Source organism: Variovorax sp. N23, assembly GCF_025486315.1.
Classification (GTDB): Bacteria; Pseudomonadota; Gammaproteobacteria; order Burkholderiales; family Burkholderiaceae_C; genus Variovorax.
In genome coordinates, this window is record NZ_JAOOPY010000001.1 from 253,225 (window position 1) to 276,341 (window position 23,117).

Annotated in this window: 22 protein-coding genes and 3 pseudogenes; 9 read left to right on the forward strand and 16 right to left on the reverse strand. The window is 67.8% G+C overall.

Annotated features, from left to right (window positions below; all coding sequences use genetic code 11):
• Positions 1-744 (reverse strand): annotated as a pseudogene (locus N8A90_RS01175) (SAM-dependent methyltransferase); the annotation flags it as partial.
• Between the two features lie 344 nt (positions 745-1,088).
• On the opposite strand from N8A90_RS01175, the gene N8A90_RS01180 reads away from it, so the two are divergent.
• On the forward strand, positions 1,089-1,511 hold the full coding sequence (locus N8A90_RS01180) for an Hsp20/alpha crystallin family protein (protein WP_262072812.1): 423 nt from the start codon (positions 1,089-1,091) through the stop codon (positions 1,509-1,511).
• A gap of 76 nt (positions 1,512-1,587) precedes the next feature.
• Here N8A90_RS01180 and N8A90_RS01185 read toward each other — a convergent pair whose 3' ends face one another.
• The 8 genes and pseudogenes from N8A90_RS01185 to N8A90_RS01220 all read right to left on the reverse strand — a co-directional run bounded on the left by N8A90_RS01185 (position 1,588) and on the right by N8A90_RS01220 (position 10,707).
• On the reverse strand, positions 1,588-2,376 hold the full coding sequence (locus tag N8A90_RS01185) for an ABC transporter permease (RefSeq protein WP_262072813.1): 789 nt from the start codon (positions 2,374-2,376) through the stop codon (positions 1,588-1,590).
• A complete protein-coding gene (locus N8A90_RS01190; RefSeq protein WP_262073137.1) occupies positions 2,373-3,257 on the reverse strand; it encodes an ABC transporter ATP-binding protein in 885 nt (294 codons plus the stop codon). Before N8A90_RS01190 ends, N8A90_RS01185 begins: the two co-directional genes overlap by 4 nt.
• A 10-nt stretch (positions 3,258-3,267) precedes the next feature.
• Positions 3,268-3,471, reverse strand: coding sequence for a DUF2892 domain-containing protein (locus N8A90_RS01195; protein WP_262072814.1), 204 nt, complete (start codon positions 3,469-3,471; stop codon positions 3,268-3,270).
• A gap of 173 nt (positions 3,472-3,644) precedes the next feature.
• Entirely contained in the window at positions 3,645-6,383 is a 2,739-nt protein-coding gene (mgtA, locus tag N8A90_RS01200) for a magnesium-translocating P-type ATPase (protein ID WP_262072815.1), read from the reverse strand.
• A 45-nt stretch (positions 6,384-6,428) separates the two neighbouring features.
• Positions 6,429-7,571, reverse strand: a complete 1,143-nt coding sequence (locus tag N8A90_RS01205; protein WP_262072816.1) for an ABC transporter permease — start codon at positions 7,569-7,571, stop codon at positions 6,429-6,431.
• Between the two features lie 10 nt (positions 7,572-7,581).
• The gene (locus N8A90_RS01210) at positions 7,582-9,024 is read right to left on the reverse strand and encodes an efflux transporter outer membrane subunit (RefSeq protein ID WP_262072817.1); all 1,443 of its coding nucleotides are present in this window, start codon (positions 9,022-9,024) and stop codon (positions 7,582-7,584) included.
• A 44-nt stretch (positions 9,025-9,068) separates the two neighbouring features.
• Positions 9,069-10,144: pseudogene (locus tag N8A90_RS01215) on the reverse strand (HlyD family secretion protein).
• Positions 10,141-10,707 carry an ABC transporter ATP-binding protein gene (locus tag N8A90_RS01220; protein WP_410087614.1) on the reverse strand — a complete coding sequence of 189 codons (567 nt, stop codon included), beginning with the start codon at positions 10,705-10,707 and terminating at the stop codon, positions 10,141-10,143. The pseudogene N8A90_RS01215 and the gene N8A90_RS01220 overlap by 4 nt, the downstream one beginning before the upstream one ends.
• Between N8A90_RS01220 and N8A90_RS25440 the strand changes: the two genes are divergently transcribed.
• Complete coding sequence (locus N8A90_RS25440) at positions 10,643-11,059, forward strand: hypothetical protein (RefSeq protein ID WP_410087629.1); 417 nt, start codon at positions 10,643-10,645, stop codon at positions 11,057-11,059. The genes N8A90_RS01220 and N8A90_RS25440 overlap by 65 nt on opposite strands.
• Here the strand turns inward: N8A90_RS25440 and phbB are convergent.
• The 3 genes from phbB to N8A90_RS01235 form a co-directional block, all read right to left on the reverse strand.
• A complete protein-coding gene (gene phbB / locus N8A90_RS01225; RefSeq protein WP_262072818.1) occupies positions 11,034-11,783 on the reverse strand; it encodes an acetoacetyl-CoA reductase in 750 nt (249 codons plus the stop codon). The genes N8A90_RS25440 and phbB overlap by 26 nt on opposite strands.
• A gap of 17 nt (positions 11,784-11,800) precedes the next feature.
• On the reverse strand, positions 11,801-12,334 hold the full coding sequence (locus tag N8A90_RS01230) for a DUF1269 domain-containing protein (protein ID WP_262072819.1): 534 nt from the start codon (positions 12,332-12,334) through the stop codon (positions 11,801-11,803).
• Between the two features lie 230 nt (positions 12,335-12,564).
• Entirely contained in the window at positions 12,565-13,218 is a 654-nt protein-coding gene (locus N8A90_RS01235) for a BON domain-containing protein (RefSeq protein WP_262072820.1), read from the reverse strand.
• 401 nt (positions 13,219-13,619) lie between these two features.
• Between N8A90_RS01235 and N8A90_RS01240 the strand changes: the two are divergent.
• Positions 13,620-13,841, forward strand: a pseudogene (locus N8A90_RS01240) (universal stress protein); the annotation flags it as partial.
• A 98-nt stretch (positions 13,842-13,939) separates the two neighbouring features.
• Positions 13,940-14,011 carry a hypothetical protein gene (locus N8A90_RS01245; RefSeq protein ID WP_262073138.1) on the forward strand — a complete coding sequence of 24 codons (72 nt, stop codon included), beginning with the start codon at positions 13,940-13,942 and terminating at the stop codon, positions 14,009-14,011.
• 109 nt (positions 14,012-14,120) lie between these two features.
• On the opposite strand, the gene N8A90_RS25445 is transcribed toward N8A90_RS01245, so the two are convergent.
• From N8A90_RS25445 to purM, 3 genes are all read right to left on the reverse strand, one after another.
• Entirely contained in the window at positions 14,121-14,258 is a 138-nt protein-coding gene (locus N8A90_RS25445; protein ID WP_410087624.1) for a DUF3734 domain-containing protein, read from the reverse strand.
• Between the two features lie 141 nt (positions 14,259-14,399).
• Positions 14,400-15,416, reverse strand: a complete 1,017-nt coding sequence (locus N8A90_RS01250) for an AI-2E family transporter (protein WP_262073139.1) — start codon at positions 15,414-15,416, stop codon at positions 14,400-14,402.
• A 47-nt stretch (positions 15,417-15,463) separates the two neighbouring features.
• Positions 15,464-16,504 carry a phosphoribosylformylglycinamidine cyclo-ligase gene (purM, locus tag N8A90_RS01255; protein ID WP_262072821.1) on the reverse strand — a complete coding sequence of 347 codons (1,041 nt, stop codon included), beginning with the start codon at positions 16,502-16,504 and terminating at the stop codon, positions 15,464-15,466.
• A gap of 172 nt (positions 16,505-16,676) precedes the next feature.
• On the opposite strand from purM, the gene hda reads away from it, so the two are divergent.
• The 5 genes from hda to N8A90_RS01280 all read left to right on the forward strand — a co-directional run bounded on the left by hda (position 16,677) and on the right by N8A90_RS01280 (position 21,259).
• Entirely contained in the window at positions 16,677-17,363 is a 687-nt protein-coding gene (gene hda, locus N8A90_RS01260; RefSeq protein WP_262072822.1) for a DnaA regulatory inactivator Hda, read from the forward strand.
• A 36-nt stretch (positions 17,364-17,399) separates the two neighbouring features.
• A complete protein-coding gene (pcnB, locus tag N8A90_RS01265; RefSeq protein WP_262072823.1) occupies positions 17,400-19,025 on the forward strand; it encodes a polynucleotide adenylyltransferase PcnB in 1,626 nt (541 codons plus the stop codon).
• 9 nt (positions 19,026-19,034) lie between these two features.
• Positions 19,035-19,490: a 2-amino-4-hydroxy-6-hydroxymethyldihydropteridine diphosphokinase gene (folK, locus tag N8A90_RS01270; protein WP_262072824.1), complete on the forward strand. Its 456-nt coding sequence runs from the start codon at positions 19,035-19,037 to the stop codon at positions 19,488-19,490.
• A gap of 106 nt (positions 19,491-19,596) precedes the next feature.
• Entirely contained in the window at positions 19,597-20,241 is a 645-nt protein-coding gene (locus N8A90_RS01275) for a DUF47 domain-containing protein (protein ID WP_262072825.1), read from the forward strand.
• 13 nt (positions 20,242-20,254) lie between these two features.
• Positions 20,255-21,259, forward strand: a complete 1,005-nt coding sequence (locus tag N8A90_RS01280; RefSeq protein WP_262072826.1) for an inorganic phosphate transporter — start codon at positions 20,255-20,257, stop codon at positions 21,257-21,259.
• 23 nt (positions 21,260-21,282) lie between these two features.
• On the opposite strand, the gene N8A90_RS01285 is transcribed toward N8A90_RS01280, so the two are convergent.
• On the reverse strand, positions 21,283-23,094 hold the full coding sequence (locus N8A90_RS01285; RefSeq protein ID WP_262072827.1) for a sugar-transfer associated ATP-grasp domain-containing protein: 1,812 nt from the start codon (positions 23,092-23,094) through the stop codon (positions 21,283-21,285).
• Positions 23,095-23,117: the final 23 nt, after the last annotated feature.

Sequence of the window (23,117 nt, forward strand, 5' to 3'; positions counted from 1 at the left end):
TCCCGCGTGCTCCAGAACACCGATGGAAACCACCTTGTCGTAGGGACCGTCGACATCTCGGAAATCGGACTCGCGCACCGTCAGGTGCGCAGACAGCCCGCGATGCGCGATCTCGTCGTGCAGCCAGAGAACCTGCTCGGTGGTCGTGTTGATGCCGGCACCCGTCGCCCCTGTGGTCTCGAACGCACGAAACATGAAACCGCCGAAGCCGCAGCCGATGTCCACGAAGCGGTCCCCGCTGGCGAGTTGCAGCTTACGACAGACGTGATCGATCTTCTGGCGTTGCGCGTCTTCGAGCGTCTGCGTGCCCTCCGGCCAGTAGCCGCAGGTGTACATCATCAGCGGCGCATCGAGCCACAGGCGGTAGAACTCGGTCCCCAGCCCGTAGTGGGCGCGCGCATTGGCCTTTGCGTGCTCCCGGCTGTGGTTGGAGAAGCGCAGCTCGTGGAGCTGATTCTCGACATGACTCACCGCATTGAGGTGCTGGTTGAGACCTCCCGCCATGCCCGCGCCCAGCGCTGCGGCCAGGCTTCCCTCGATCTCGACTTCCTGGTCGAAGTAGGCGTCGAGCAGGCCCATGTGACCGCGCGCCACGCAGGAAAGCAAGGCGGCATCGGAACGGAGGACGAGATGAAAGGTGGGCTCGCCATCCCCGCTGCGGTAGCAGGAGCCGTCGGGCAACGCGATCGAGAAGGGCACGCGGATGCGCTCTCCCAGCGCGTCGATGAGGGTCTGGAGGTTCATCGCAGGCGCGAACTCGCGTCGCCTGTAGTCGAACAGACGGGAAGCGTGGCCGCCGCCGCGCAGTGGCGCTTCATGAAGGTCCGCGGCATGGTGCTTCCTTGGTGACGCGTTGAAAGCACAAGGCTAGGGGCTACCTCAGTGCCTCGCCTTGCGCGCGATCAAGCTCTGGGCCATGCCCTCGCCCGCGCCGCCCGGCCGTGCGTCCGCGCCATATCGGCGCCGGTCCTTCCCTTGATCCAACTCAATGAGGCGCTCCGGCCGCTCCATAGACTGATTCAGTCGAGCTATCTCAGGAGAACAGGGTCGCTCGACATACGTTCGTTCCATCAATCTTGGAGATTGCTATGACCACACTGGCGCGCCTTGACAGGATCGAGAATCTCTTCCCGGAGCTCATGCGGCGATGGGCCCGGCCCTTGCAGATGCTCGACGACACGGACATTCCCGCCGACCTGCGCGTGGACGTCAGCGAGAACGACCACGAGTACCTGGTCAGCGCCGAGATTCCCGGCGCGAAGAAGGAAGACATCCGGGTGTCCATCGACGGCAACTACGTGTCGATCACCGCGGAGATCAAGAAGGAACAAGAAGAGAAGCATGGCCGCTCGCTGGTCAAGGAAACCTACCATGGGAGCGTCTCGCGCGGCTTCACGCTGGCGAGCGACGTGGACGAGAAGTCGGCGGTGGCCAAGCTGGAGGACGGCGTTCTGCGTCTGACGCTGCCCAAGCGCGAAGGCACCACGAGCCGGTTGCTTCAGATCCAGTGAGTTCCACGCCCGCCTGCCTTGCGGGCAGGCGTTCGGCTTCCGGGCTCCCTGGCACCGAATGCGAGGGAGATGTCTGTCATGTAATCAGGCGTGGATACATCCAGCCGCCGACCCACACCAGCACGGCCATCCCCACCACCAGCACGCCGAAGTCCATTCCCAGGCCGAGCGTGGAACTGCCACCGACCAGCATCAGCGCGCGCAGTCCGTCGACCACGTAGCTCAGCGGGTTGAGGTGCGCCACGACCTTCAGCCACGGCGGCATGATCTCGGTCGGATAGATGGCATTGCTCGCGAAGAACAGGGGCATCGTCAGCACCTGGCCGATGCCCATGAAGCGCTCGCGCGTCTTGACGATGCAGGCGATGATCAGCGAGAAGGTCGAGAACAGCGCGGCGCCCAGCAGTACCAGGGTGACCACGCCCAGCAGTGCTTGCGGACTCCAGACCAGCGGCACGCCCAGGACCATCGCCACTCCGTAGACGATCACCGCCTGCGTCAGCGCGCGCGCACCCGAAGCCAGGGCCTTGCCCAGCACCAGTGCCGTGCGTGGCGTGGGGCTGGCGAGGAACTTGTGCACGATGCCCAGGTCGCGTTCCCAGATCACGGAGATGCCGTTGAAGATGGCGACGAACAGCACGCTTTGCGCCAGGATGCCGGGCACGAGGAAGGCGATGTAGTCCACGCCACCGGTCGGGACGGCGTGGGCCCGGGCGAAGACCTGGCCGAAGACCAGCAGCCACAGCATGGGCTGGATGGCGCGCGTCAGCAGCTCGGTCGGGTCATGGCGCAGCTTGCGCATGTCCATGCCGGTGATCGCCGCCACCTTGGCGAGATAACGCAGGCTGCGAACGGCGAGGCTCATGACAGCCTCTGGCTCGATTGCCGCGTGTCCGCGGTGTCGCCATAGGCGCCGGCGGCCTCGGCCGACTCGCCCGTGTAATGCGCGAACAGCGCGTCCAGCGTGGCGTCGGGCAGCTCGCTGTCCCTGCGCAGCCCGTCCAGCGTCCCGCAGGCGACCAGGCGCCCCGCGCGCAGGATGCCGAAGCGCGAGCACAGGGCCTGCGCCTCTTCCATGTAGTGGGTGGTCATGAAGATCGTGGTGTTGAATTTGGCCCGCAGCTCGCGGATGTGCGCCCACACCGTGTCGCGCGCCACCGGGTCCAGGCCGACGGTGGGCTCATCCAGGAACAGCAGGCGCGGCCGGTGCAGCATGGACTGGGCGATCTCCAGGCGGCGGATCATGCCGCCCGAGTAGGTGGCGACCAGCCGTCCGGCGGCGTCCTGCAGGTCCATGAAGGCCAGTGCTTCGGCGATGCGCTGCGGCCGCTCGGCACGCGGGATGTCGTACAGGCAGGCGAACACGAACAGGTTCTCGTAGCCGGTCAGCTCCCCGTCGGCCGACAGTGCCTGCGGCACGTAGCCGATGGCGGCCCGCACCTGGGTGGCCTGGCGCACCACGTCGAGACCTTCCACGCTCGCGCTGCCTGCGCTGGGCGGCAGCAACGTCGTGAGCATCTTGATCAGCGTGCTCTTGCCGGCGCCGTTGCGACCGAGGAGGCCGAAGACTTCGCCTTCCGTGACCGACAGGTCGAGGCGATCCACGACCACCTTGTCGCCGAAGCGGCGTGTCAGCGCACGCGTCTCCAGCGCCGGCGCGGACTGTTTGCCGGCCGTCGTCGCATCGTTCGCGCCATCGGCCCCGGCCCTGGCCGGGGTGACGATGCCGACCTGGTGTACGACCATGTTCACGGGGTCAGCGGCTCGCGCCGTCGCGCGTGCTGAAGCCAAGCAGCGAGTAGGCAGGACAACTGCCGATGGTGCCGCTCAGGAGCAGCATCACACCGATGTAGCCCCAGAGACCGATCGTCCCGAGGTCGGCCAAGGCGATGAGCCAGACACCCATGGCGAGGCGCACGGCGCAGTCGAGGAAGCCCAGGTTTTGAACGAGGAACGGCATGGCGGATCTCCTTGGAGGACCGTCCGATGATGGGGGCGGTGGCGTCGGCCGCCTTGCGATGCGTCAAACGCGCACGCATTGCCGGAGGCCGGCCGCGCGAAGGCCCGACGGTGCTGCGCGGGATGCATCGCGGGATTCGCCGCCAGGGCGCCCGGTGTCCCCGATCCGGTGCCTCACTGCCACCCGAATCGCCGTATGTAGCAGCGCTTCATCACCGTGGTCAGGACGACGTAGCCCAGCAGGATGGCGGCCAGCCAGCCGAAGTACGCTGGCGGCAGCGCCTGCAGCTTGAAGTAGGGCGCCAGCGGCCCCATCGGGAGCGACAGGCCGAGCAGCGCGATGGCCCCCGTCATCGCCAGCAGCGGCGGTGAGGCCCAGCTCTGCACGAAGGCCAGCCTGGGCGTGCGGATCAGGTGCACCACCAGTGTCTGCGTCAGCAGGCCGACGACGAACCAGCCCGTCTGGAACAGGCCCTGCTGCGCCACGCTGTCGGCCCCGAAGACCCACCACATCACGGCGAACGTCGCGATGTCGAAAATCGAGGACAGCGGCCCGAAGAAGAGCATGAAGCGGCCGATGTCGGCCGGGTTCCACTTCAGCGGCCGCGCCACCAGCTCCGCATCGACGTTGTCGAAGGGGATGCCGGTCTGCGACACGTCGTACAGCAGGTTCTGCACCAGCAGCTGCAGGGGCAGCATCGGCAGGAAGGGCAGGAAGGCGCTGGCCACCAGGACCGACAGCACGTTGCCGAAGTTCGAGCTGGCCGTCATCCGGATGTACTTGAGCATGTTGCAGAACGTGGTGCGGCCCTCGATCACGCCCTGATCCAGCACCAGCAGGCTCTTCTCCAGCAGGATGATGTCAGCTGCCTCCTTGGCGATGTCCACGGCCGAGTCCACCGAGATGCCGATGTCGGCCGCGCGCAGGGCCGGTGCGTCGTTGATGCCGTCTCCCATGAAGCCGACCACATGGCCGCGCGCGCGCAGCGCCCGCACGATGCGCTCCTTGTGCAGCGGCGCGAGCCTGGCGAACACGTCGTGCTGCTCGGCAGCGGCCTGCAGGGCCGCATCGTCCATGGCCTCCACCTGCGTGCCCAGCAACACGGGCGCTGCCGGCAGTCCGACCTGGGCGCAGACATGCGCAGTCACCGATGCGTTGTCGCCGCTGAGCACCTTGACGCGGATGCCGTGCGCGGCCAACGCCCGAAGCGCGGGCGCGGAAGACTCCTTGGGCGGATCCACGAAGGCGATGATCCCCACCAGGGTGAGGCCGCCCTCATCGGCCACGGCGTAGGTGGCTTGCGCGGGTGGCAGCTCCTTCATGGCCACCGCGACCACGCGCAGTCCCTCGGCGCCCAGCGCCTGCGTGTAGGCCTGCACGCGCGCGAGCGCCGTAGCGTCGAGTGGCACGTCGTGCGCTGCATCCCCGGGCTGCGCACCGGCGGCGCGACGCACCTGGGTGCAGATCGCCACCACCTCGTCCAGAGCGCCCTTGCAGATCAGTTCGTGGTGCTCGCCATTCGCATCGTGCTCGGCCACCACGACCGACATGCGCCGGCGCACGAAGTCGAACGGGATCTCGTCGATCTTGCGGTAAGCCTCTTTCAGCTGCAGTTCCCGGGCCACTTCCACCTGTTCGAGCACGGCGTGGTCGAGCAGGTTCTTCAGGCCGGTCTGGTAGTAGCTGTTGAGGAAGGCGAAGTTCAGCACCTCCATCGACGTCTGACCGAAGGCATCGGTCTTGCGCGCCACCGCGATCCTGTCCTGCGTCAGCGTGCCCGTCTTGTCGGTGCAGAGCACATCCATTGCGCCGAAGTTCTGGATCGCGTCCAGCCGCTTGACCACGACCTTCCTGCGAGACAGCCGCACCGCCCCCTTGGCCAGCGTGGTGGTCACGATCATCGGCAGCATTTCCGGCGTGAGGCCCACGGCGACGGACACCGCGAACAGGAATGCCTGCAGCCAGTCGCCCTTGGTCCAGCCGTTCAGCACGAAGACGAGGGGGACCATCACCGCCGCAAAGCGGATCAGCAGCCAGCTCACGCTGTTGACGCCGGCCTGAAACGCATTGGGCGTCGACTCCACGGCCTGCGCGCGCGCCGCGAGCGTGCCGAAGTAGGTGCGCGGACCGGTCGCCAGCACAAGGGCCGTGGCGGCACCCGAGACCACGCTGGTCCCCATGAAGACCAGGTTGCGTGCCTCCAGCGGCCCGGCTGCGGCGTCGGCAGGCTCGACGAATTTCTCCACCGGTGCGGATTCCCCCGTCATCGCCGACTGCGCCAGGAACAGGTCGCGTGCCGCCAGCACGCGGCAGTCGGCCGGCACCATGTCGCCGGCTGACAGCGCGACGACGTCACCGGCCACCAGTTGGCGCACGGGAATCTCCTGCAGCGGCGCATCGGATGCGCCGGGTCCGGGGCGCAGTACGGTGGCGGTGTTGCCCACCAGCGAGCGCAGGCTCTCGGCGGCCCGGTGCGACCGGCCTTCCTGCACGAAGCGCAGGAGCGTGCTCAGGCCCACCATGAGGCCGATGACCAGCATGGCCCTGGCGTCCGCACTCAGCCACGACAGGGCGGCGAGCACCGTCAACAGCAGGTTGAAGGGGTTGAGGTAGCAGCGCCAAAGCCGCAGCCAGCCCGGCAGCGGCTTCTCGTGGTCCACTTCGTTGGGGCCGTCGCGCGCCAGGCGCTGGACCGCTTCGTCCTGCGCCAGCCCGTGCGCACCGGAACCCAGCCGGCGAAGCGCATCGGCGGGCGGCTCCGCGGCGGCGCGCAGCAGCTCGGCCGCGAGCGGGGCGGAGGCTTCGGGCGCCTGGCCATGGGCGAGGGCGCCCAGGAGCGGCCGACGGCCGAAGTGCCGCAGCGCGCGGCGACGGTGCAGGAAGCGGCTGAAGCCCTGGGTGAAGAGCCGCATGGGGGATCCCGCGGCGCGTGCTCGTTTTTTCATGGGGGCGATGCCTCAGTCTCTGAAGATGTCGAAGGGCTCGATCTTCAGAACCCGGCGCACGCCGAACCAGCAGAAGATCGCCGCGATGATCACGACCATGCCGAACGCCAGTCCGACATTCCAGAAGGTGATCATCGCGGCATAGTTCGGCAGCCGGGAGCGGGCGATGGTGATCATCAGCGTCACCAGCCCCACGCCCAGCCCGAAACCGGTCATCGCGGTGAAGGTCGCCATGAAGAGGATCATGTAGACCAGTTCGCGGCTGCGTGCGCCGATGGCCTTGAGTGCGCCGAACTTCTCCAGGTTTTCCAGGATGAAGCTGTAGAAGGTCTGGCCGGAGATCGAGAGGCCGACCAGAAAGCTGATCACCGTCATCAGAAGGATGTTGGTGCCGATGCAGGTCTTGTAGGTGTAGTAGTCGGCGATGCGCTGGTTGAACTCGTCCTTCGTGAAGGCGACGTAGCCCAGCGACACCACCTGGCGCTTGATGCCCACGATGGCGGCATCGTCCTTGGCCTGTAGCAGGACATAGGAAATCGTGAAGCGGGTGGTGGGGATGTACTCGATGGCGCGGCTGTAGGTGGTGTAGAGCGTCGGCACGCCGTTCAGGCCGCTGGAGGCGACCCTGGCGATGCCGACGATCACGCCGCGGTGGTCGTTGAGTTCGAAGGTCGTGCCGATCTTCGGGTGCTCCAGCTTGTCGAACTCGGCATCGTTGACCACGAAGAAGGAGTTGTCGGCATAGATGTCCTCGATGCGCCCCTGTTCCAGCTCGGGACGCCCGAACAGGCTGGTGTCGTCCAGTCCGATCACGGTGATGCCCTGGTAGGTGCCGCTGGCCAGGCGCACCTGTGCGCCGCCGATGAACAGCGGTACCGCATAGCGCACACCGTCCATGCTGCGGACGGCGTCCAGCAGGTAGTCGGGCAGCGGTATCGAGCTGGCGGCCGTGTTGACGGCGGGGTCCATGATCCACATCGTCGCACCGATGTTGGTGACCGTCGCGTAGGCGCGGTTCAGGATCTCGGAGAACGTGGCCGTCATCTGCATCATGAGGAGCACCGCGAAGGTGATGCCGATCAGCAGCGCGAAGAATTTCGCCCGGTCATTGACCAGCAGCTTGAAGCCGACGCGCAAGATGCCGCCGTGTCTCATGCGTGCCTCTTCATGGCAGGGCGTCCTTTCGGGAGGCGTCCGACGGATTCCACCATCCACCGCCCAGGGCGGCGAACAGGGCCACCGTGTCCTGGTATCGCTGGGCCGCGGCCTGGAGCGTGGCGATGCTCGCCGTGTGGAACTGGGCATCGGCGGCCTGCACGTCCACGTAGGGCGTCAGCCCGGCGCGGTAACTCGACTGAAGCAGCGACAACGCCTCGCGCGCGTCCTGCTCCGACGCGGCCAGGGCCTGGAGGGCCTGCGCGTCGTGCTCCAGCGCCTTGAGCACGTCGGCCACCTGTGCGAAGGCCGCCAGCACGGTCTGCCGGTAGTTGGCCTCGGTCGCGTCGAAGGCATCGCGCGCGGCCTGGCGTTGCGCGCGCAGTCGCCCTCCATCGAGCAGCGGCGCCAGCAGCGTCGGCCCCACGCTCCAGAAGCGGCCGGCCGCCCCGAAGAGGCCCGAGAGGCTGTTGCTGGCCGTGCCGTAGGTGGCGTTCAGGCTGAAGCTGGGGTAGAGGGCGGCGGTGGTGACGCCGATGTCCGCACTGGCCGCAGGCAGTTGTGCTTCTGACGCGAGGATGTCCGGGCGCTGGCGCGCCAGTTCCGAAGGCACGCTCAGCGGGAGTTCGGCCGGCAGCACCAGGGAGGCGAAGGCGATCGCCGGTGGCGCCGAGCGCGTCGGCGGTTGCCCCTGCAGCTGCGCCAGCAGGTGCGCCGCCTGGCTGGATTTCTGCCGCAGGGGCGCCAGCAGGGCCTGGTTGCCGGCGATCAGGCTGCGCTGCGAAAGCAGGTTGGCATAGGGCACGGTGCCGGTGCGCACTTGCGCCTCGATGCCGCGCAACTGCTCGGTTTCCAGGGCGACCAGGGCCTCCATGGCGCGGATCTGCGCCTGGTAGGCCGCGTGCGCGATGCATGCGTTGACGACGTTGGCCGTCAGCGTGAGGAAAGCGGCGCGGCGGGCCTGGCGCTGGACATCGACCAGGGCGCCCAGGCGCTCCACCGTGCGCCGCTCGCCGCCGAAGACATCCAGCGGGTAGCTCACACTGGCGCTCAGCGTCCGGAGGCTGAAAACCGTTCCCCCGGCCGACGACCCCTGCTGCACCGGGGCATTTCGCTCGCGCTCCACGCTCGATCCCGCGGTCAGTTGCGGGTAGAACACGGCATCACCGGCACGCAGGTTGTCCTGGGCGACGCGCAGGCTCGCCTCGGCCGCCTGCAGCGTGGGATTGCCGGCCAGCGCCTGCTCGACGGCGGCGTCCAGCGCAGGCGACCGGAACAGCCGCCACCAGTCGGACTGCAGCGCCGTGCCGTGCGCGAAGCGCTGCGAAATGCCCTGCGCGATTTCCGTGCCCTCCACCTGTTCCTCGCGTGTGTATCGCGGCACGTCGGGCGCGGCGGGCCGCACGAAATCCGGTCCCAGCGTGCAGCCGGCCAGCAAGACCGCGCAGAGCATCCCGGATCCAAGGTGCCGCATCGGCGGGGGCGAGGCGGCCATGCTCACCTCTGGCCGATGTAGACATCGACCAGCTGACCCGGATACGCCATGGTGGGGGTCGCCATCTTGAAGCGGAAGATGACCGGCAGCACCCGGAGATCGACCCGCTCCTGGCGCTGGTTGGACAGCGCGATCTTGGGTGAGACGAAGGGCTGCACCCGCACGAACTCCAGCGCGACCTTGACGTCGGTGCCACGAATGGACATCTGCGCCTGGATGCGCTCCGGCGCAGGAAGCCTCGAGACGAGGATCTCGTCCACGTAGCATCGCACCGCCAGGTAGTCCTGTGGCCCGCTCATAACCACCAGCGGGTTCATGCCCTGGGTGTAGGCGTCGTAGGCGCCCAGCGTGGAGACCGAGCTGCCGGGCGTGCTGTTGATGGACGGCACGATACCGTCGACCCTGGCGGTGAGGGTGTACTTGGCGAGCACAGCCTGTGCGGCCAGGTAGGCCTGCTGCAGGGCGTCGGCCTCCCGCTGCTGGTTGAGGATGTCGTAGCGCCACGCACCTGCCCGCGTCAGTGCGTACTGCTTGCGCGCCACGTCCAGGGCCGCCTCGGCCTGGCGTTCGGTGTTGTACGCCGTGTCCAGCACGTCCTTGCTGATGGATCGCGGATCGATCTCGAAACTGGCGCGGCGCTTTCCGGCCTGATCGCGTGCGGCCTTGAGACTGGCCTCCGCCAGTGCCACCTGGGCGCTGGCGATGGCCAGGGTCTCGAGCCGTGGCTGCGCCTGGGGCTGGGCCAGCAGCGTCGTCGCCGCCTCGGCCTGCAGCCGCAATTGCTCCGTCGTGGCCCTCTGCACCGTGTCGTCGATACGCAGCAGCGGCGTGCCCGCGCGCACCTGTTGGCCTTCATGGGCAAGGACCTGCATCACGGTGACTGCCACCTCGGGTAGAGGCTGATGTTGGAGCCGCCCGGTTGATCGCTTTCGATGATGCCGTTGGCGTAGATAGCCGTCGCATAGGGACTGCTGACCGGCGCGAAGGCGGGCGGCTGCGCATGGCCGAAGAACCAGGCGGCCACGAGCCCGGCCACGATGCCCAGCAGCGACAGCATGAAGACGGGCTTGTTCTTCATTGCGTGCCCTTGTCCAGGCCGGTGATGCGCCCGTCCTCCATGTGCACGATGCGCTCGTCGTGCGTCACGATCAGGATGCAGCGCTGCGAATTGAGCACCTCCTTCTTGACGAAGGCGATGATCATCTTGCCGGTGTCGCCGTCGAGCGAGGCCGTCGGCTCGTCCAGGACCAGAATGGTGGGACTGCCGGCGATGGCGCGCGCGATCGCCACGCGCTGCTGCTCACCGCCCGACAGCTTGATCGGCAGCATCGCGCCGTGCCCTCGCAGGCCGACGGTGGCGAGCAACGTGTCCGCCGTGGCGATCGACTCGTTCCAGTCCCGCCCCCTGAGGATGAGCGGGATGGCGACGTTCTCGGCCGAGGTCAGGCGCGGAAACAGGTGGTAGTCCTGGAAGACGAAGCCGATCGTGTGGAGCCGGAAATCGGCGAGCTGGTCCGGCGTCATCGCCCAGATGTCCGCGCCCTTGACTTGGACCGTGCCTGTGTCGGGGCGCAGGATGCCCGAGATCATGCTCAGGAACGTGGTCTTGCCGCTGCCCGAGGGCCCCACCAGGAACACCATCTCGCCGAAGTGCGCGCTGAACCCGACGTTGTCGCCGGGCCTCGCCTTCGCCGAAGCACTTGGTCAGACCGGTGGCCACGATCGCCTCGACCCGTTCCACGCTCACCCCCGTCCGGCCCTCGGGTCGGCCCTCTCGCACGGGAAAGCCAATGACAGGACAGGCGCGAACTCTATGGGGGCGGAGATGCGTGCCTTCGCGCCGGCAAAGGCGGCAGCCCGTCGTCTTGAAGGCGAGAAGATGGCTCATGGCGTTTCCTTGCCCGACGATCGGGCGACGGCGGCGGCGATGCACGAGGCGCAGGACGCGGTGGCCGATGGCCGCGAGGTCATGCGAGGTACTTGCCGCCGTTGATCGACAGCGTGATGCCGTTGATGAATCCGGCATCGTCGGCCGCGAGGAACACCGCACCGCGAGCGATCTCCGACGGCAGGCCCAGCCGGCCGGCGGGCACCGCCTTGAGGATCTGTTCCATCACGTCGGGCCGCACCGCGCTGACCATCGCGGTATCGGTGTAGCCGGGCGCGATCGCATTCGTCGTGATGTTGCGCGATGCGCCTTCGAGTGCCAGCGACTTGGTGAAGCCGATCAAGCCCGCTTTGGCCGCCGCGTAGTTCGTCTGGCCTGCTTGCCCCGACAGGCCATTGACCGAGCTGATGTTGACGATGCGCCCGAAGCGGCGCTCGCGCATCCCCTCGATCACTGCGCGGCACATCGCGAAACAGCCGCCCAGGTCCACGTCGATCACCTCGCGCCACTGCGCGGCCGTCATCTTGTGCAGCATCACGTCGCGCGTGATGCCGGCGTTGTTGACCAGGACCTCGACAGCTCCGATGGCCGCTTGCACGCATGCCACGCCGTCGTTGCATGCGGCCAGGTCCGCGACGTTCCATTCGAAGACCGGGATGCCGGTGCGCGCACTGAAGGCCTCGGCAAGCGGCATGTTGCCCAGGTAGTTGGCGGCCACGCGGTAGCCAGCGGCCAGCAATGCTTCGGATATCGCTGCGCCGATACCTGTCGTTCCACCGGTGACCAGGGCGACGCGGCCCGTGCGCTCTTTGCGAGCCTCGATCTGCATGATGTCTGCTCCTGGCTTCATGCCTGGGCCGGCGCGTCGGCGGGGCGGGGCGCGTTGGCGAGGATGGCGCGGGCGCGGGAGATGTCGTCGGCGGAGCCGTGCACGATCACGAGGAAGCGGTCGGCCTTGACATCGGCTTCGTACTTGATCGCGAGATTCTTCGACATGCCTAGCCCCACCAAGGCCGCGGCAAGGGCGGACAGGCCTCCCACGACCACTGCGCCTTCGAGCGCAGCGACCAGTGCGAGCCCGAATGGCCCGGCAACGGCCACGATGCCGACGGCGGGAATCAGGAACACCGCAGGTCCTGCCAGCAGGCCCCAGATCGCCCCCCAGAAGCCGCCGATGCCGCCCCAGGTCTTGACGCGGTCACCGATGGTGTAGAAGCCCAGCGCGTGTTCTTCGGTGTGGTAGCCCTTTCCGATGATGGAAAGCTTCTTCATGTCGAAGCCCGCCAGGCTGAGGCTCCTGACGCTTGCCTCGGCGGCAGTGTGCAACTCGTGGACAGCGACGACGGGGTCGCTCCCATTCGAAATGGTGTCGGCGTTCATTGAATAGTCCTTGATGGAAAGTGTTCTGACGAGATATCTGTGAGGTCCGTTCTCGGACCCCGTTCGCGCTTGCACCTACTCGAACCCTGTGCAAGAACAAAAGATGCGCCGGCTCTTCGGCGCTGACGCACGATGACGTCGAGACGGCTCGTGCGACGCGGCACGTCAGCCCGACCCGACCCGGTGTCCGGCGCTTGCACGCCCGAGCACGCGGCACGCGAGCAGCGGCTTCAGGCCTCGACCGCGATGTCGTTGACCACGCGGGTCACCCCCGGTGCGGACCAGGCGGCGCTCTGCGCCGCGTAGCGTTCGGAAAGCGAATGGACCTTGCCGCGCAAGGTGACCGAGGAATCGGCCACCGCGACCTCGATCTTCTTCGCTTCGCGATCGGCCTGTCGTTCGAGTGCCTCGCGGATCTTGCCCTCGACCACATCGGCCTTCACGCGGGGCTTCAGCTTGATCAGGTTCGTGACGCCGGTCACGCCCATGAGGTTGCGCATGGCCCCCTCGGCCGCTCTGCGTTGGTAGTCCCATTCAGCTTCCCCGTTCAGCGTGACCCATCCCCTCTCGACCGTGGGGCGAACCTGGTCACTGGGAATGAGCGTGTGCCACTCGATGGCGCGCTCCACGGCGGCGGCGATCTCGGCATCCGTTCGCTTGTGCAAGGATGGAAGCGCCACCGTCAGCTCCACGGCAACACCCTTGACGCCATTGACACGTTGCGCCGCGCGCTCAGCGGCGTATTTCTCGGCGTAGCTCGACAGATGCCCCGTCAGCGTCACATTGCCGTCCTTGACGATGACACCCACGTCCGTCTCGTTGACCACCGGATCCCACCGCAGTTCGGCGAGGACATCGTTTCTCAGTTGTGCATCGGATTTCATGTGCTTCCTTGTCGTTGTGTGCAGCCATCGTGCGCAGAACATCTACGGAAACGCTGCCGGATCACTCTAGGAGTGCGCCCTGGCGCTCTCTTTGCGTTAGATCAAGTGCACCGGGGTCCGTCTGGAACGCAGAAGTAACAGCGTCGCCCCCTCCGGCGAGCCGCTGAAGGCTTTGACGCAGCGCAAGAAAGGGCGTCCCTGTCTCCCTAGACTGTCCAAGCGATCCACGGGTGATGGTGATTCCTTGCGCTGGGAGACATCGAAGAGACCCACCCCATTGGAATCGCCGACGTCTACCTCGCGGCCGGTTGTAGACGCATCCCTCACTTGGTCACAAGGAGAATGCTGCGTACACAAAAATCCTGGTTCCGATCGACGGCAGCAGGACAGCCCAAAGGGGCTTGGACGAGGCGGTGCGCCTGGCCACCGCGCTCAAGAGCAAGTTGCACCTGCTGCACGTGATCGACGACTTCCCCATGATGATGGAGATGTCGGTCGTCACCAATTTCGAGACGACCCTCGACGAACTGAGGACGTATGCGAAGAAGCTGCTCGCCGACGCTGTGAAGCACGCGTCGGAAGCCGGCGTGCCCAGCGAAACCAGCCTGCGCGAAGTTGTCCAGGAACGGATCGCTAGCGTGATCCTCGACGAGGCCAACAAGGCGGGCTGCGATCTGATCGTGATGGGAACCCAGGCCGGAGGGGCATCGGCCGCGTTGCCCTGGGAAGCGACGCCGAGAACGTGCTTCGAACGAGTCCTGTCCCGGTCCTTCTGGTGCGCAGCGCGTCTTAGCGGCGCGAATCCGCGCGGCCCGTTTCTCTTCGTCGCGTTGCTGGATGGATGCCAGCTCAGCTGGTGTCTCGATGGCGCGGGCCCGGTGCCGCCTCGGGCCGCGTGCTGTTCAAGCCTTGCCCAGTACCTCGATCGCCGTGTCGTAACCCGACTGGATGCTCGCGCGAATGGAAGTGATCGAGAAGTCGAAATTGCGCGAAACCGACTCGTCGCCGCCGACCGGCCGCACGATGCGGGCGATGGACATGTGAGCGATGGGGCTCAGGACCGTGTTCCCCTTCGACGGACTTGAAGTTAGTTCCACGCTGGCAGCGACGTGGGATCGGTGAACGCCGAAAAGCGTCGGAGGAAAAGCGAAGGCTGCGCGCGCGGCGGTGCGCGGGGTGCTTCAGACCAGCTGGGCGGCCTGCAGCTCTTTCTTGAGGTAGGCGTAGAACAGCGGCGCGGCCACCAGGCCGGCCGGCCCGAACACCGCCTCGGCCATGAACATCACGGCCAGCAGCTCCCACACGGCCATCTGCGTGCGGCTGCCCACCACCTTGGCGTTGATCACGTACTCCGCCTTGTGGATCAGGATCAGGAAGAGCAGGCAGGCGATCGCGGCGATGGGCGACACCGACAGCCCGACCATGGTGATGACCGCATTGCACAGCAGGTTGCCGACGATCGGCACCAGGCCGGCCACGAAGGTCAGCGTGATCAGCGCCGGGGTGTAGGGCAGGCGCAGGTCCCACAGCGGCAGGAGCAGCAGCAGGAAGACGGTCGTCAGCAGCGCGTTGAACGCGGCGATCCAGAACTGCGCCGCCACGATCTGCCCGAAGGCTTCGCCGAACAGGGTGATGCGCTGCCTCAGCAGCACCGTCAGCGGGCCGCCGCCGACCGATGCCATGCCGGCACCGGCCAGTGCACCGACCAGCAGACCGACGTAGGCGAAGAGCAGTCCGCCGAGCCAGGCCCGGCCCGTGAGCGCCAGCATGCCGGCCTGCGCGCGCAGATAGCCGGCCACCAGGCGCTGCACGTCGGCCGCACCTTCGGGCAGGTAGACCGCCATGTCCGCCGGCAGTTTCAGGCGCAGTTCGAGCACCGTGCGGGCGATGTAATCGAGCAGCTCCCGGTACTGGTCGGGCGCGTTGAGCACGAATTCGCGTGCCTGCGAGAAGGCCAGTGCCATCACCACCAGCGGTGCCAGCATCACCAGCGTGGCCGCGATGGCCCGTGCCATCGGCGAGGTGAAGGGGGCCTGGAGCGCAGCGCGGTGGCGCCGGACCACGACGGCGTCGAGCCCGCGGGCGAGCCGGCGCGTGGCCAGGAAGCCGATGCACACGCACAGCAGCCCGGGCAACAAGCCGTGCCACATCACCAGCAGCAACGCACCCGCGATCAGCAGGTAGCTGGCGATCACCATCGGGCGTGATGGGCCGGTGGCGGGAGCACTCACGCCGGGGCGGCCGATCAGGAGACGACCACGGCAGCGCCGGCGCCGCGCTCGGCGATGACGCCGATGTCGTGCACCGTCTCGCCGGCGGCACGCAGCGTGGCGGCGCAGGCCGCGGCTTCTGCGGCGTCGATGACCACCACCATGCCGATGCCGTTGTTGAAGGTGCGGTTCATCTCGATGTCGTCGATGCCGGCCACCTTCTGCAGCCAGGCGAAGAGTTCGGTCTGCGGCCAGCTGCCCTTCTTCAGGTGGGCGGCGGTGCCTTCGGGCAGCACGCGCGGGATGTTCTCCAGCAGGCCGCCCCCAGTGATGTGGGCCAGCGCCTTGATGGGGTGCCTGCCCAGCGCCTCGAGCACCGGCTTCACGTAGAGATGGGTGGGTTCCATCACCGCTTCGCGGAAGGCCTTGCCGTCGAGCGTGGCCGGCAGGTCGGCGCCGGCGCGCTCGATCACCTTGCGCACCAGGCTGAAGCCGTTGGAATGCACGCCGGCCGAGGCCAGGCCCAGCACCACGTCGCCCGGCTTCACGTCCTGGCCGGTGAGGATCTTCGACTTCTCGACCGCGCCGACCGCGAAGCCCGCCAGGTCGTATTCGCCGGCCGGGTACATGCCGGGCATTTCGGCGGTTTCGCCGCCGATCAGCGCGCAGCCCGAGAGCTCGCAGCCGCGGGCGATGCCGCCGACCACCGCTGCGGCGGTGTCGACGTCGAGCTTGCCGCAGGCGAAGTAGTCCAGGAAGAACAGCGGCTCGGCGCCCTGCACCAGCACGTCGTTCACGCTCATGGCGACCAGGTCGATGCCGACCGTGTCGTGCATGTTCCATTCGAAGGCCAGCTTGAGCTTGGTGCCCACGCCGTCGGTGCCGCTCACCAGCACCGGTTCCTTGTAGCGCTTGGGCACCTCGAACAGGGCGCCGAAGCCGCCGATGCCGGCCAGCACGCCTTCGCGCATCGTCTTCCTGGCCAGGGGCTTGATGCGGTCGACCAGCGCGTCGCCGGCATCGATGTCGACGCCGGCGTCCTTGTAGCTGAGCGGGGTGGGCGTGTTGGAGTTCATGGGCAGAGCAGGCTTGGCGGACGGGACGACGAAGAGGGTGGGCGGGGCGCCGGCAACCGAAACGGCCGGGCCGATAGAATTCGAGACGATTTTAAGGGCCCCCCGCGCCCGGCCCCATGAACCCCTTGTTTGCGTCCTCCGTGCCACGGCAGCCGCCCGCTTCGCTCCCGGCATGAAGCAGCTTGCGCTCGACATCGGCCTTTCGACCGGCCCCACGCTGGCCGGCTTCTTCGCCGGACCGAACGAAGCCGCCCTGCGCCATCTGCGCGTGTGGGTGGGCGACGCGCACGCGCCGACGCTGCATTCGCCCGTGCCCACCTACCTGTGGGGCGAGAGCGGCAGCGGCAAGACGCACCTGCTCGAAGGCGTGCGCAGCGCCCTGCGCGAGCAGGGCGCCCTGGTGGGCTGGCTGCACGCCGGCCTGCTGGAGCCGCCCGAATTCGACGAGCGCTGGGGCGCCGTGGTGCTCGACGACGTGCACCTCTACACCGCGGTGCAGCAGCACACCGCCTTCAACTGGTTCGTCAATGCGCAGACGCTGCAGCGCGGCGTCGTGGCTGCCGGTGCCCTGCCGCCGGCCGATCTGGCGCTGCGCGAGGACCTGCGCACCCGCCTGGGCTGGGGCCATGTGTTCCACTTGCAGCTGCTGAGCGAGCCGGAGCGCCGGGCCGTGTTGCGGCAGGCCGCGGATGCGCGTGGCGTGCTGCTGGGCGACGACGTGCTCGACTACATGCTGCACCGCTTCAGCCGCGACCTGGGCAGCCTGATGGAGCTGCTCGACCAGCTCGACGGCTATGCGCTGCAGACCCAGCGCGCGGTGACGATCCCGCTGATCCGATCGATGCTCGAAAACCAATAACGCCAACCGGGGCGCAGTGCGTCCGACCTTTTTCCAATGATCAAGACATTCATCGACAAACTGCTGGGCAAGTCCGGCGGCGCCAGTGCCAGTGCCAAGTCGCGATTCGGCAAGCGCCAGGAAGTCCCCGCCAGCGTGCACGGCATCGACCCGGCGCTGGTCGACGAGCGCGCCAAGAACGTGGTCACCACGCTGCAGGGCGCCGGCTACGAGGCCTACGTCGTGGGCGGCGCGGTGCGCGACCTGCTGCTGGGCCTGCGGCCGAAGGACTTCGACGTGGCGACCAACGCCACGCCGGAGCAGGTCAAGAGCCTGTTTCGCCGCGCCTTCATCATCGGCCGGCGCTTCCGCATCGTGCATGTGGTGTACGGGCGTGGGCGGGAGCACGAAGTCATCGAGGTCTCGACCTTCCGCGCCTACATGGACAACGCGGCGGCCGAGCAGGTCAAGGGCAACGAGCGCACCAGCAAGGGCGAGCTCGCCGGCATGACGCATGCCGTCGATTCGAGCGGCCGCGTGCTGCGCGACAACGTCTGGGGCCCGCAGGAAGAAGACGCGGCGCGCCGCGACTTCACCGTGAACGCCATGTACTACGACCCGGCCAGCGGCATCGTGGTGGACTACCACAACGGCATCAAGGACGCCAAGAAGCTGGTGCTGCGCATGATCGGCGACCCGATCACCCGCTACCGCGAAGACCCGGTGCGCATCATCCGCGCGATCCGCTTCTCGGCCAAGCTGGCTGCCCTGGGCTTCGAGATCGAGCCCAAGACCGCCGCGCCGCTCGTCGCATCGAGCAAGCTGCTGGCCGACGTGCCGCAGAGCCGCCTGTTCGACGAGATGCTCAAGCTGCTGCAGACCGGGCATGCCGTGGCCACCATCGCCCAGCTGCGCAAGCTGGGCCTGGCGACCGGCATCTATCCGCTGCTCGACGTGGTGGTGGAGCGCGCCGAGCAGCCCTTCGTGAAGGCCGCCCTGATGGACACCGACCGCCGCGTCGGCGAGGGCAAGCCGGTGGCGCCGAGCTTCCTGCTGGCCTGCGTGCTGTGGGCCGACGTGCGCGACGGCTGGGCGCAGCGCCTCGAAGGGCGCAACGGCCAGCGCGGTCAGCCTGCCTTCCCGGCGCTGCAGGACGCGATCGACGACGTCTTCAACACCCGCATCGGCGACGTGTCCGGCCGCGGCAAGCTCGGCGGCGACATGCGCGAGATCTGGATGATGCAGCCGCGCTTCGACAAGCGCGTCGGCTCGACGCCCTACAGTCTGGTCGAGCAGGCGCGCTTCCGTGCCGCCTTCGACTTCATGCGGCTGCGCGCCGACGTGGGCGAGGTGAGCGAGGCCATCGCCGAGTGGTGGCAGGAATTCAGCACTGCCGACGACCTGCGCCGCCAGGACCTGCTCGACCAGGTGCGCGAAGAACAGAAGGCACCGACCCGCAGCCGGGTGCGCGCCAAGCCGGCCCCACGTACGGATCGTACGGATGCGCCCGCCGCTGCCGGGCCGGACCGTGACGAGCCCGAGCGTGACGAGACAGATGACGCCGGCGAGACGGCCGGTGCGGTGCCGCCCGACGGCGAGGCACCGCGCAAGCGCCGGCGTCGCCGCAAGCCGCGCACTGGCGGCGGCGGCGCGGGTGGCTTGGGTGACGGCGGGGCCGCCTGACGCGCGGCCATGACCCTGGCGTTCGTGGCGCTCGGCGCCAACCTGGGTGATGCACCGGCGACCGTGCGCATTGCGATGAAGCAGATCGACATGATTCCGCGCACGCGGGTCACGGCCTGCTCATCGCTCTACCGCACGGCGCCTTTCGAGGCGAGCGGGCCCGACTTCATCAACGCGGTGGTGGCCATCGACACGGGCCTGGCGCCCCACGCCCTGCTCGACGCGTTGCAGCGCCTGGAACAGCACGCCGGGCGCGAGCGCCCATATCACCACGCGCCCCGCACGCTGGACCTCGACCTGCTGTGCCACGGCGACACGGTGCTCCACACGCCTCGGCTGACCTTGCCGCACCCCCGCATGCTCGAGCGCGCCTTCGTGCTGGTGCCCCTGGCCGAGATCGCGCCCGACCGGGTGTTGCCGCAGCAACTCGCGGCCGTGGCCGGCCAGGCGATCGAGCGGTTGTGAGCTGCCGGCGACGGGCGACGCAGGCCCCGTCGCGCCGGCCCTTACACTCCCGACTGTCACGAAATCGTCATCACGACGACACACGGATCGTTTAAGGACCACCGCCATGTTCGGCAAGTTGCTGCCCCGAGAGGGCAATTTTTTTGAGATGTTCAACCAGCACGCCGAGCGCATCGTGGAGGCGGCGCGTGCTTTCGAGAATCTGGTCGCCAACTACAGCGACCTGCACCTGCGCGAGCAGTACAACCGCGACGTCGACAACGCCGAGCGCGCGGCCGACCGCGTGACGCACGACGTCAACCGGCTGATCCACAAGACCTTCATCACGCCGATCGACCGCGAGCAGATCCACAAGCTCATCAACACGATGGACGACGTGGCCGACCTGATCCAGGACTCGGCCGAGACCATGGCGCTGTACGACGTGCGCCACATGACCGAAGAGATCGTGCGGCTCACCGCGTTGAGCGTGAAGTGCTGCGACCGCCTGAAGGACGCCGTCAAGTACCTCGGCAAGATCGCCGACCCGGCGGTGGCCGAGGCCACGCTCAAGACCTGCGAGGAAATCGACCGGCTCGAATCCGACGCCGACCGCGTGATGCGCAGCGCCATGAGCAAGCTGTTCCGCGAGGAGCCCGATGTGCGCGAGGTCATCAAGCTCAAGGCCATCTACGAGCTGCTCGAGACCATCACCGACAAGTGCGAGGACGTCGCCAACGTGATCGAGGGCATCGTCCTCGAGAACTCCTGAAGCGCGGCATTCCATGGATACGGTTCAGGTAGGCCTGTGGGTCGTCGTGCTGCTGGTGCTGCTGGCGATCGCGTTCGACTTCATGAACGGCTTCCACGACGCGGCGAACTCGATCGCCACCGTGGTGTCGACCGGCGTGCTCAAGCCGGCCCAGGCGGTGGCCTTCGCCGCCTTCTTCAATCTGGTGGCGATCTTCGTCTTCCACCTGAGCGTGGCAGCGACCGTGGGCAAGGGCATCGTGCAACCGGGCATCGTCGACGTGCATGTGGTCTTCGGGGCGCTCATCGGCGCCATCACCTGGAACTTCGTCACCTGGTACTACGGCATTCCCAGCAGTTCGTCGCATGCGCTCATCGGCGGCATCGTCGGCGCGGTGATCGCCAAGGCCGGCGCGGGCGCGCTGGTGGCGGCCGGCATCTGGAAGACGATCGCCTTCATCTTCGTCTCGCCGCTGCTGGGCTTCGCACTCGGCTCGGCCATGATGGTGCTGGTGGCCTGGGTGTTCCGGCGCGCCACGCCTTCGCGGGTGGACCGATGGTTCCGCCGGCTGCAACTGGTGTCGGCCGGTGCGTACAGCCTCGGCCACGGCGGCAACGATGCGCAGAAGACCATCGGCATCATCTGGATGCTGCTGATCGCGACCGGCCATTCGGGCGCCGATGCGCCGCCGACCTGGACCATCGTCAGCTGCTACACCGCGATCGCGCTGGGCACCATGTTCGGTGGCTGGCGCATCGTGAAGACGATGGGCCAGAGGATCACCAAGCTCAAACCCGTGGGCGGCTTCTGCGCCGAGACGGGCGGGGCGCTGACGCTGTTCCTGGCGACCGCGCTGGGCATCCCGGTGTCGACCACCCACACCATCACCGGCGCCATCGTCGGCGTCGGCTCGGTCCAGCGCGCCAGCGCGGTGCGCTGGGGCGTGGCGGGGAACATCGTGTGGGCCTGGATCTTCACGATCCCCGCGTCGGCCTTCGTCGCGGCCTTCGCGTACTGGATCAGCCTGCAGGTGTTCTGAGCGGCTGCCCACATCGGCCGGGCTCAGTCCACGTCGTGCGCCCGCGCGAGCGTGGCGAGGTGATACTGCAGCAGCGGTCCGAGCGGGCTGTCGGCGAAGCCCTGCCGATGCACCCGTTGCGGGAACATCACGTCGAGGTTGATGTTGCCTTCGAGCAGCACCGGCCCGTCCATGGTCGACGCGATGTCCCAGCCCACAAGGATTCGGTGCGGGAACGCGCGGTGCGCCGCCAGCGCCAGCGCCTGGATCGCCGGCCAGGTGTCCAGCACGCGTCCCGCCACCGCCTGTCCTTTCACCGGATGGTGCGTGTACAGCACGGCGCAGCGCGACAGCCGGTCGCTGCGCATTGGCCCCAACTGCCCGCTCGTCAGATCGATCGGAACCCCGTATTCGTCCTTGCGCCGCCAGCCTGGCTCGAGTTTCGACAGGATGCGCAGCAGGCCGTGGGTGACCACGGGTCGGCCCTGCGTGTCCAGGCAGGTCAGCACCCGGACCGTGACCAGCGACTGGTCGGCCAGATCGGCCAGCTCCGCGTGGTTGTGCAGCCGCGGCTGCACGATCAGCGCCGCATGGCGGCCGCGTGCCTCGGCCCCTTCGACCAGGGCGTCGAGGTCCAGCGTTTCGCCGTCGGGCGCGCGGTAGCGCATCGGGCCCACCCGCTCAAACAACGTCGCGCCGCGGGCGCCGCGGCCGCTGCGGGGTTTCAGGAACAGGTCGCGGTCGAGCTCGGCCGGCGTGGCCTGCCAGGCGACCCCCGTGTCGTCGCAGGCCAGCAGGGTCCGGGGCACCGGCAGGCCCGCCTGCCGGCAACGGGCGGCGAAGCGCAGCTTGTCCTTCATCTCGTTGACCGCGTCGGGTGCCGGCCGCAGGGCGTTGAGCAGATGCAGCAGGCCGTTCTTGGTCTCGTGGCGCGTCAGATAACGTGCGGCCTCGGCGCGCCGACCGGGCCCATAGAGCTCCTGGAAGTAGTAGGCCAGCGGGTCGAATCCATGGCGCAGGCCGAGCACGAGCAGATCGGCGAACTGGCCGGCCAGCGAACGCCCCGCTGCGCGCCGGACGATCGGTCCGATGGCCGCCACCAGGCCGATCGAGGTGGCGACCAGCAGCACCGATCGCACGCCGGGATAGAACGCCAGGCGCAGCGGTGGATAGATCGCCTTTCGGAACAGATGGCCCTGCTCGTACACGCGCCGTGCTTCGGCGCCGACGGCGAGCGTCCGATGGCGTGTCGCCCCGGTATTCGGCGAGGCGGCGCGGCCCAGCAGCACGAAGGCCATCACATGGTTTTCGATGGCGAGCAGCTCGCTCCATTCGGCCAGCGAGGCGATGTCTTCGGCTGAGATCGACCAGGCCGTGATCGAACGGCCCTGGCACAGGTCGCACAGCATGAAGACGGTCTGCAGCAGCACACCGGTGCGCCAGAGCATCATCACCCAGGGGCGCTCGCGCCCCCGGCGCAGCACGGTGTGCACGAGGGTCGCCACCGCCATCCACAGCGGCAGGTCGAGCAGCCAGTCGTCACGGATGAACCCGCTGCTCACCAGCAGGTCGGTGGCCTGGATGGCACCGAGCAGCAGCATGGCGCCGCTCGCCATCAGCCAGCGGCTGCGTTCGCGGTGCGACTTCCAATGCACCGCGAGCTGGAACAAGGTCCAGCACAGGCCGACGGCGACCGCGATATCCGAGTCGTACTGGACGGGCGAGTCGAAGCGCCAGGCCGGCGTGTCGGTGAGGAACTGGGCCAGCCCGGTCGACAGCGCGAAGAGGCTCGCGCCGACCAGCACGGTCCGGGGGTGGATCGACGGCGGCCTGAGCCGGCCTGTCTGCGATGGCATCGGAACTCCAAAGGCCGTCTGTC

What these genes read in the sequence shown, in the direction of transcription:
- N8A90_RS01180 (WP_262072812.1), top strand. Translation starts at nt 1,089, where the DNA reads ATGACCACACTGGCGCGCCTTGACAGGATCGAGAATCTCTTCCCGGAG.
- N8A90_RS01185 (WP_262072813.1), bottom strand. Translation starts at nt 2,376, where the DNA reads ATGAGCCTCGCCGTTCGCAGCCTGCGTTATCTCGCCAAGGTGGCGGCG.
- N8A90_RS01190 (WP_262073137.1), bottom strand. Translation starts at nt 3,257, where the DNA reads ATGGTCGTACACCAGGTCGGCATCGTCACCCCGGCCAGGGCCGGGGCC.
- N8A90_RS01195 (WP_262072814.1), bottom strand. Translation starts at nt 3,471, where the DNA reads ATGCCGTTCCTCGTTCAAAACCTGGGCTTCCTCGACTGCGCCGTGCGC.
- mgtA (WP_262072815.1), bottom strand. Translation starts at nt 6,383, where the DNA reads ATGCGGCTCTTCACCCAGGGCTTCAGCCGCTTCCTGCACCGTCGCCGC.
- N8A90_RS01205 (WP_262072816.1), bottom strand. Translation starts at nt 7,571, where the DNA reads ATGAGACACGGCGGCATCTTGCGCGTCGGCTTCAAGCTGCTGGTCAAT.
- N8A90_RS01210 (WP_262072817.1), bottom strand. Translation starts at nt 9,024, where the DNA reads ATGCTCTGCGCGGTCTTGCTGGCCGGCTGCACGCTGGGACCGGATTTC.
- N8A90_RS25440 (WP_410087629.1), top strand. Translation starts at nt 10,643, where the DNA reads ATGCCCGAGATCATGCTCAGGAACGTGGTCTTGCCGCTGCCCGAGGGC.
- N8A90_RS01220 (WP_410087614.1), bottom strand. Translation starts at nt 10,707, where the DNA reads ATGGTGTTCCTGGTGGGGCCCTCGGGCAGCGGCAAGACCACGTTCCTG.
- phbB (WP_262072818.1), bottom strand. Translation starts at nt 11,783, where the DNA reads ATGCAGATCGAGGCTCGCAAAGAGCGCACGGGCCGCGTCGCCCTGGTC.
- N8A90_RS01230 (WP_262072819.1), bottom strand. Translation starts at nt 12,334, where the DNA reads ATGAACGCCGACACCATTTCGAATGGGAGCGACCCCGTCGTCGCTGTC.
- N8A90_RS01235 (WP_262072820.1), bottom strand. Translation starts at nt 13,218, where the DNA reads ATGAAATCCGATGCACAACTGAGAAACGATGTCCTCGCCGAACTGCGG.
- N8A90_RS25445 (WP_410087624.1), bottom strand. Translation starts at nt 14,258, where the DNA reads ATGTCCATCGCCCGCATCGTGCGGCCGGTCGGCGGCGACGAGTCGGTT.
- N8A90_RS01250 (WP_262073139.1), bottom strand. Translation starts at nt 15,416, where the DNA reads ATGGTGATCGCCAGCTACCTGCTGATCGCGGGTGCGTTGCTGCTGGTG.
- purM (WP_262072821.1), bottom strand. Translation starts at nt 16,504, where the DNA reads ATGAACTCCAACACGCCCACCCCGCTCAGCTACAAGGACGCCGGCGTC.
- hda (WP_262072822.1), top strand. Translation starts at nt 16,677, where the DNA reads ATGAAGCAGCTTGCGCTCGACATCGGCCTTTCGACCGGCCCCACGCTG.
- pcnB (WP_262072823.1), top strand. Translation starts at nt 17,400, where the DNA reads ATGATCAAGACATTCATCGACAAACTGCTGGGCAAGTCCGGCGGCGCC.
- folK (WP_262072824.1), top strand. Translation starts at nt 19,035, where the DNA reads ATGACCCTGGCGTTCGTGGCGCTCGGCGCCAACCTGGGTGATGCACCG.
- N8A90_RS01275 (WP_262072825.1), top strand. Translation starts at nt 19,597, where the DNA reads ATGTTCGGCAAGTTGCTGCCCCGAGAGGGCAATTTTTTTGAGATGTTC.
- N8A90_RS01280 (WP_262072826.1), top strand. Translation starts at nt 20,255, where the DNA reads ATGGATACGGTTCAGGTAGGCCTGTGGGTCGTCGTGCTGCTGGTGCTG.
- N8A90_RS01285 (WP_262072827.1), bottom strand. Translation starts at nt 23,094, where the DNA reads ATGCCATCGCAGACAGGCCGGCTCAGGCCGCCGTCGATCCACCCCCGG.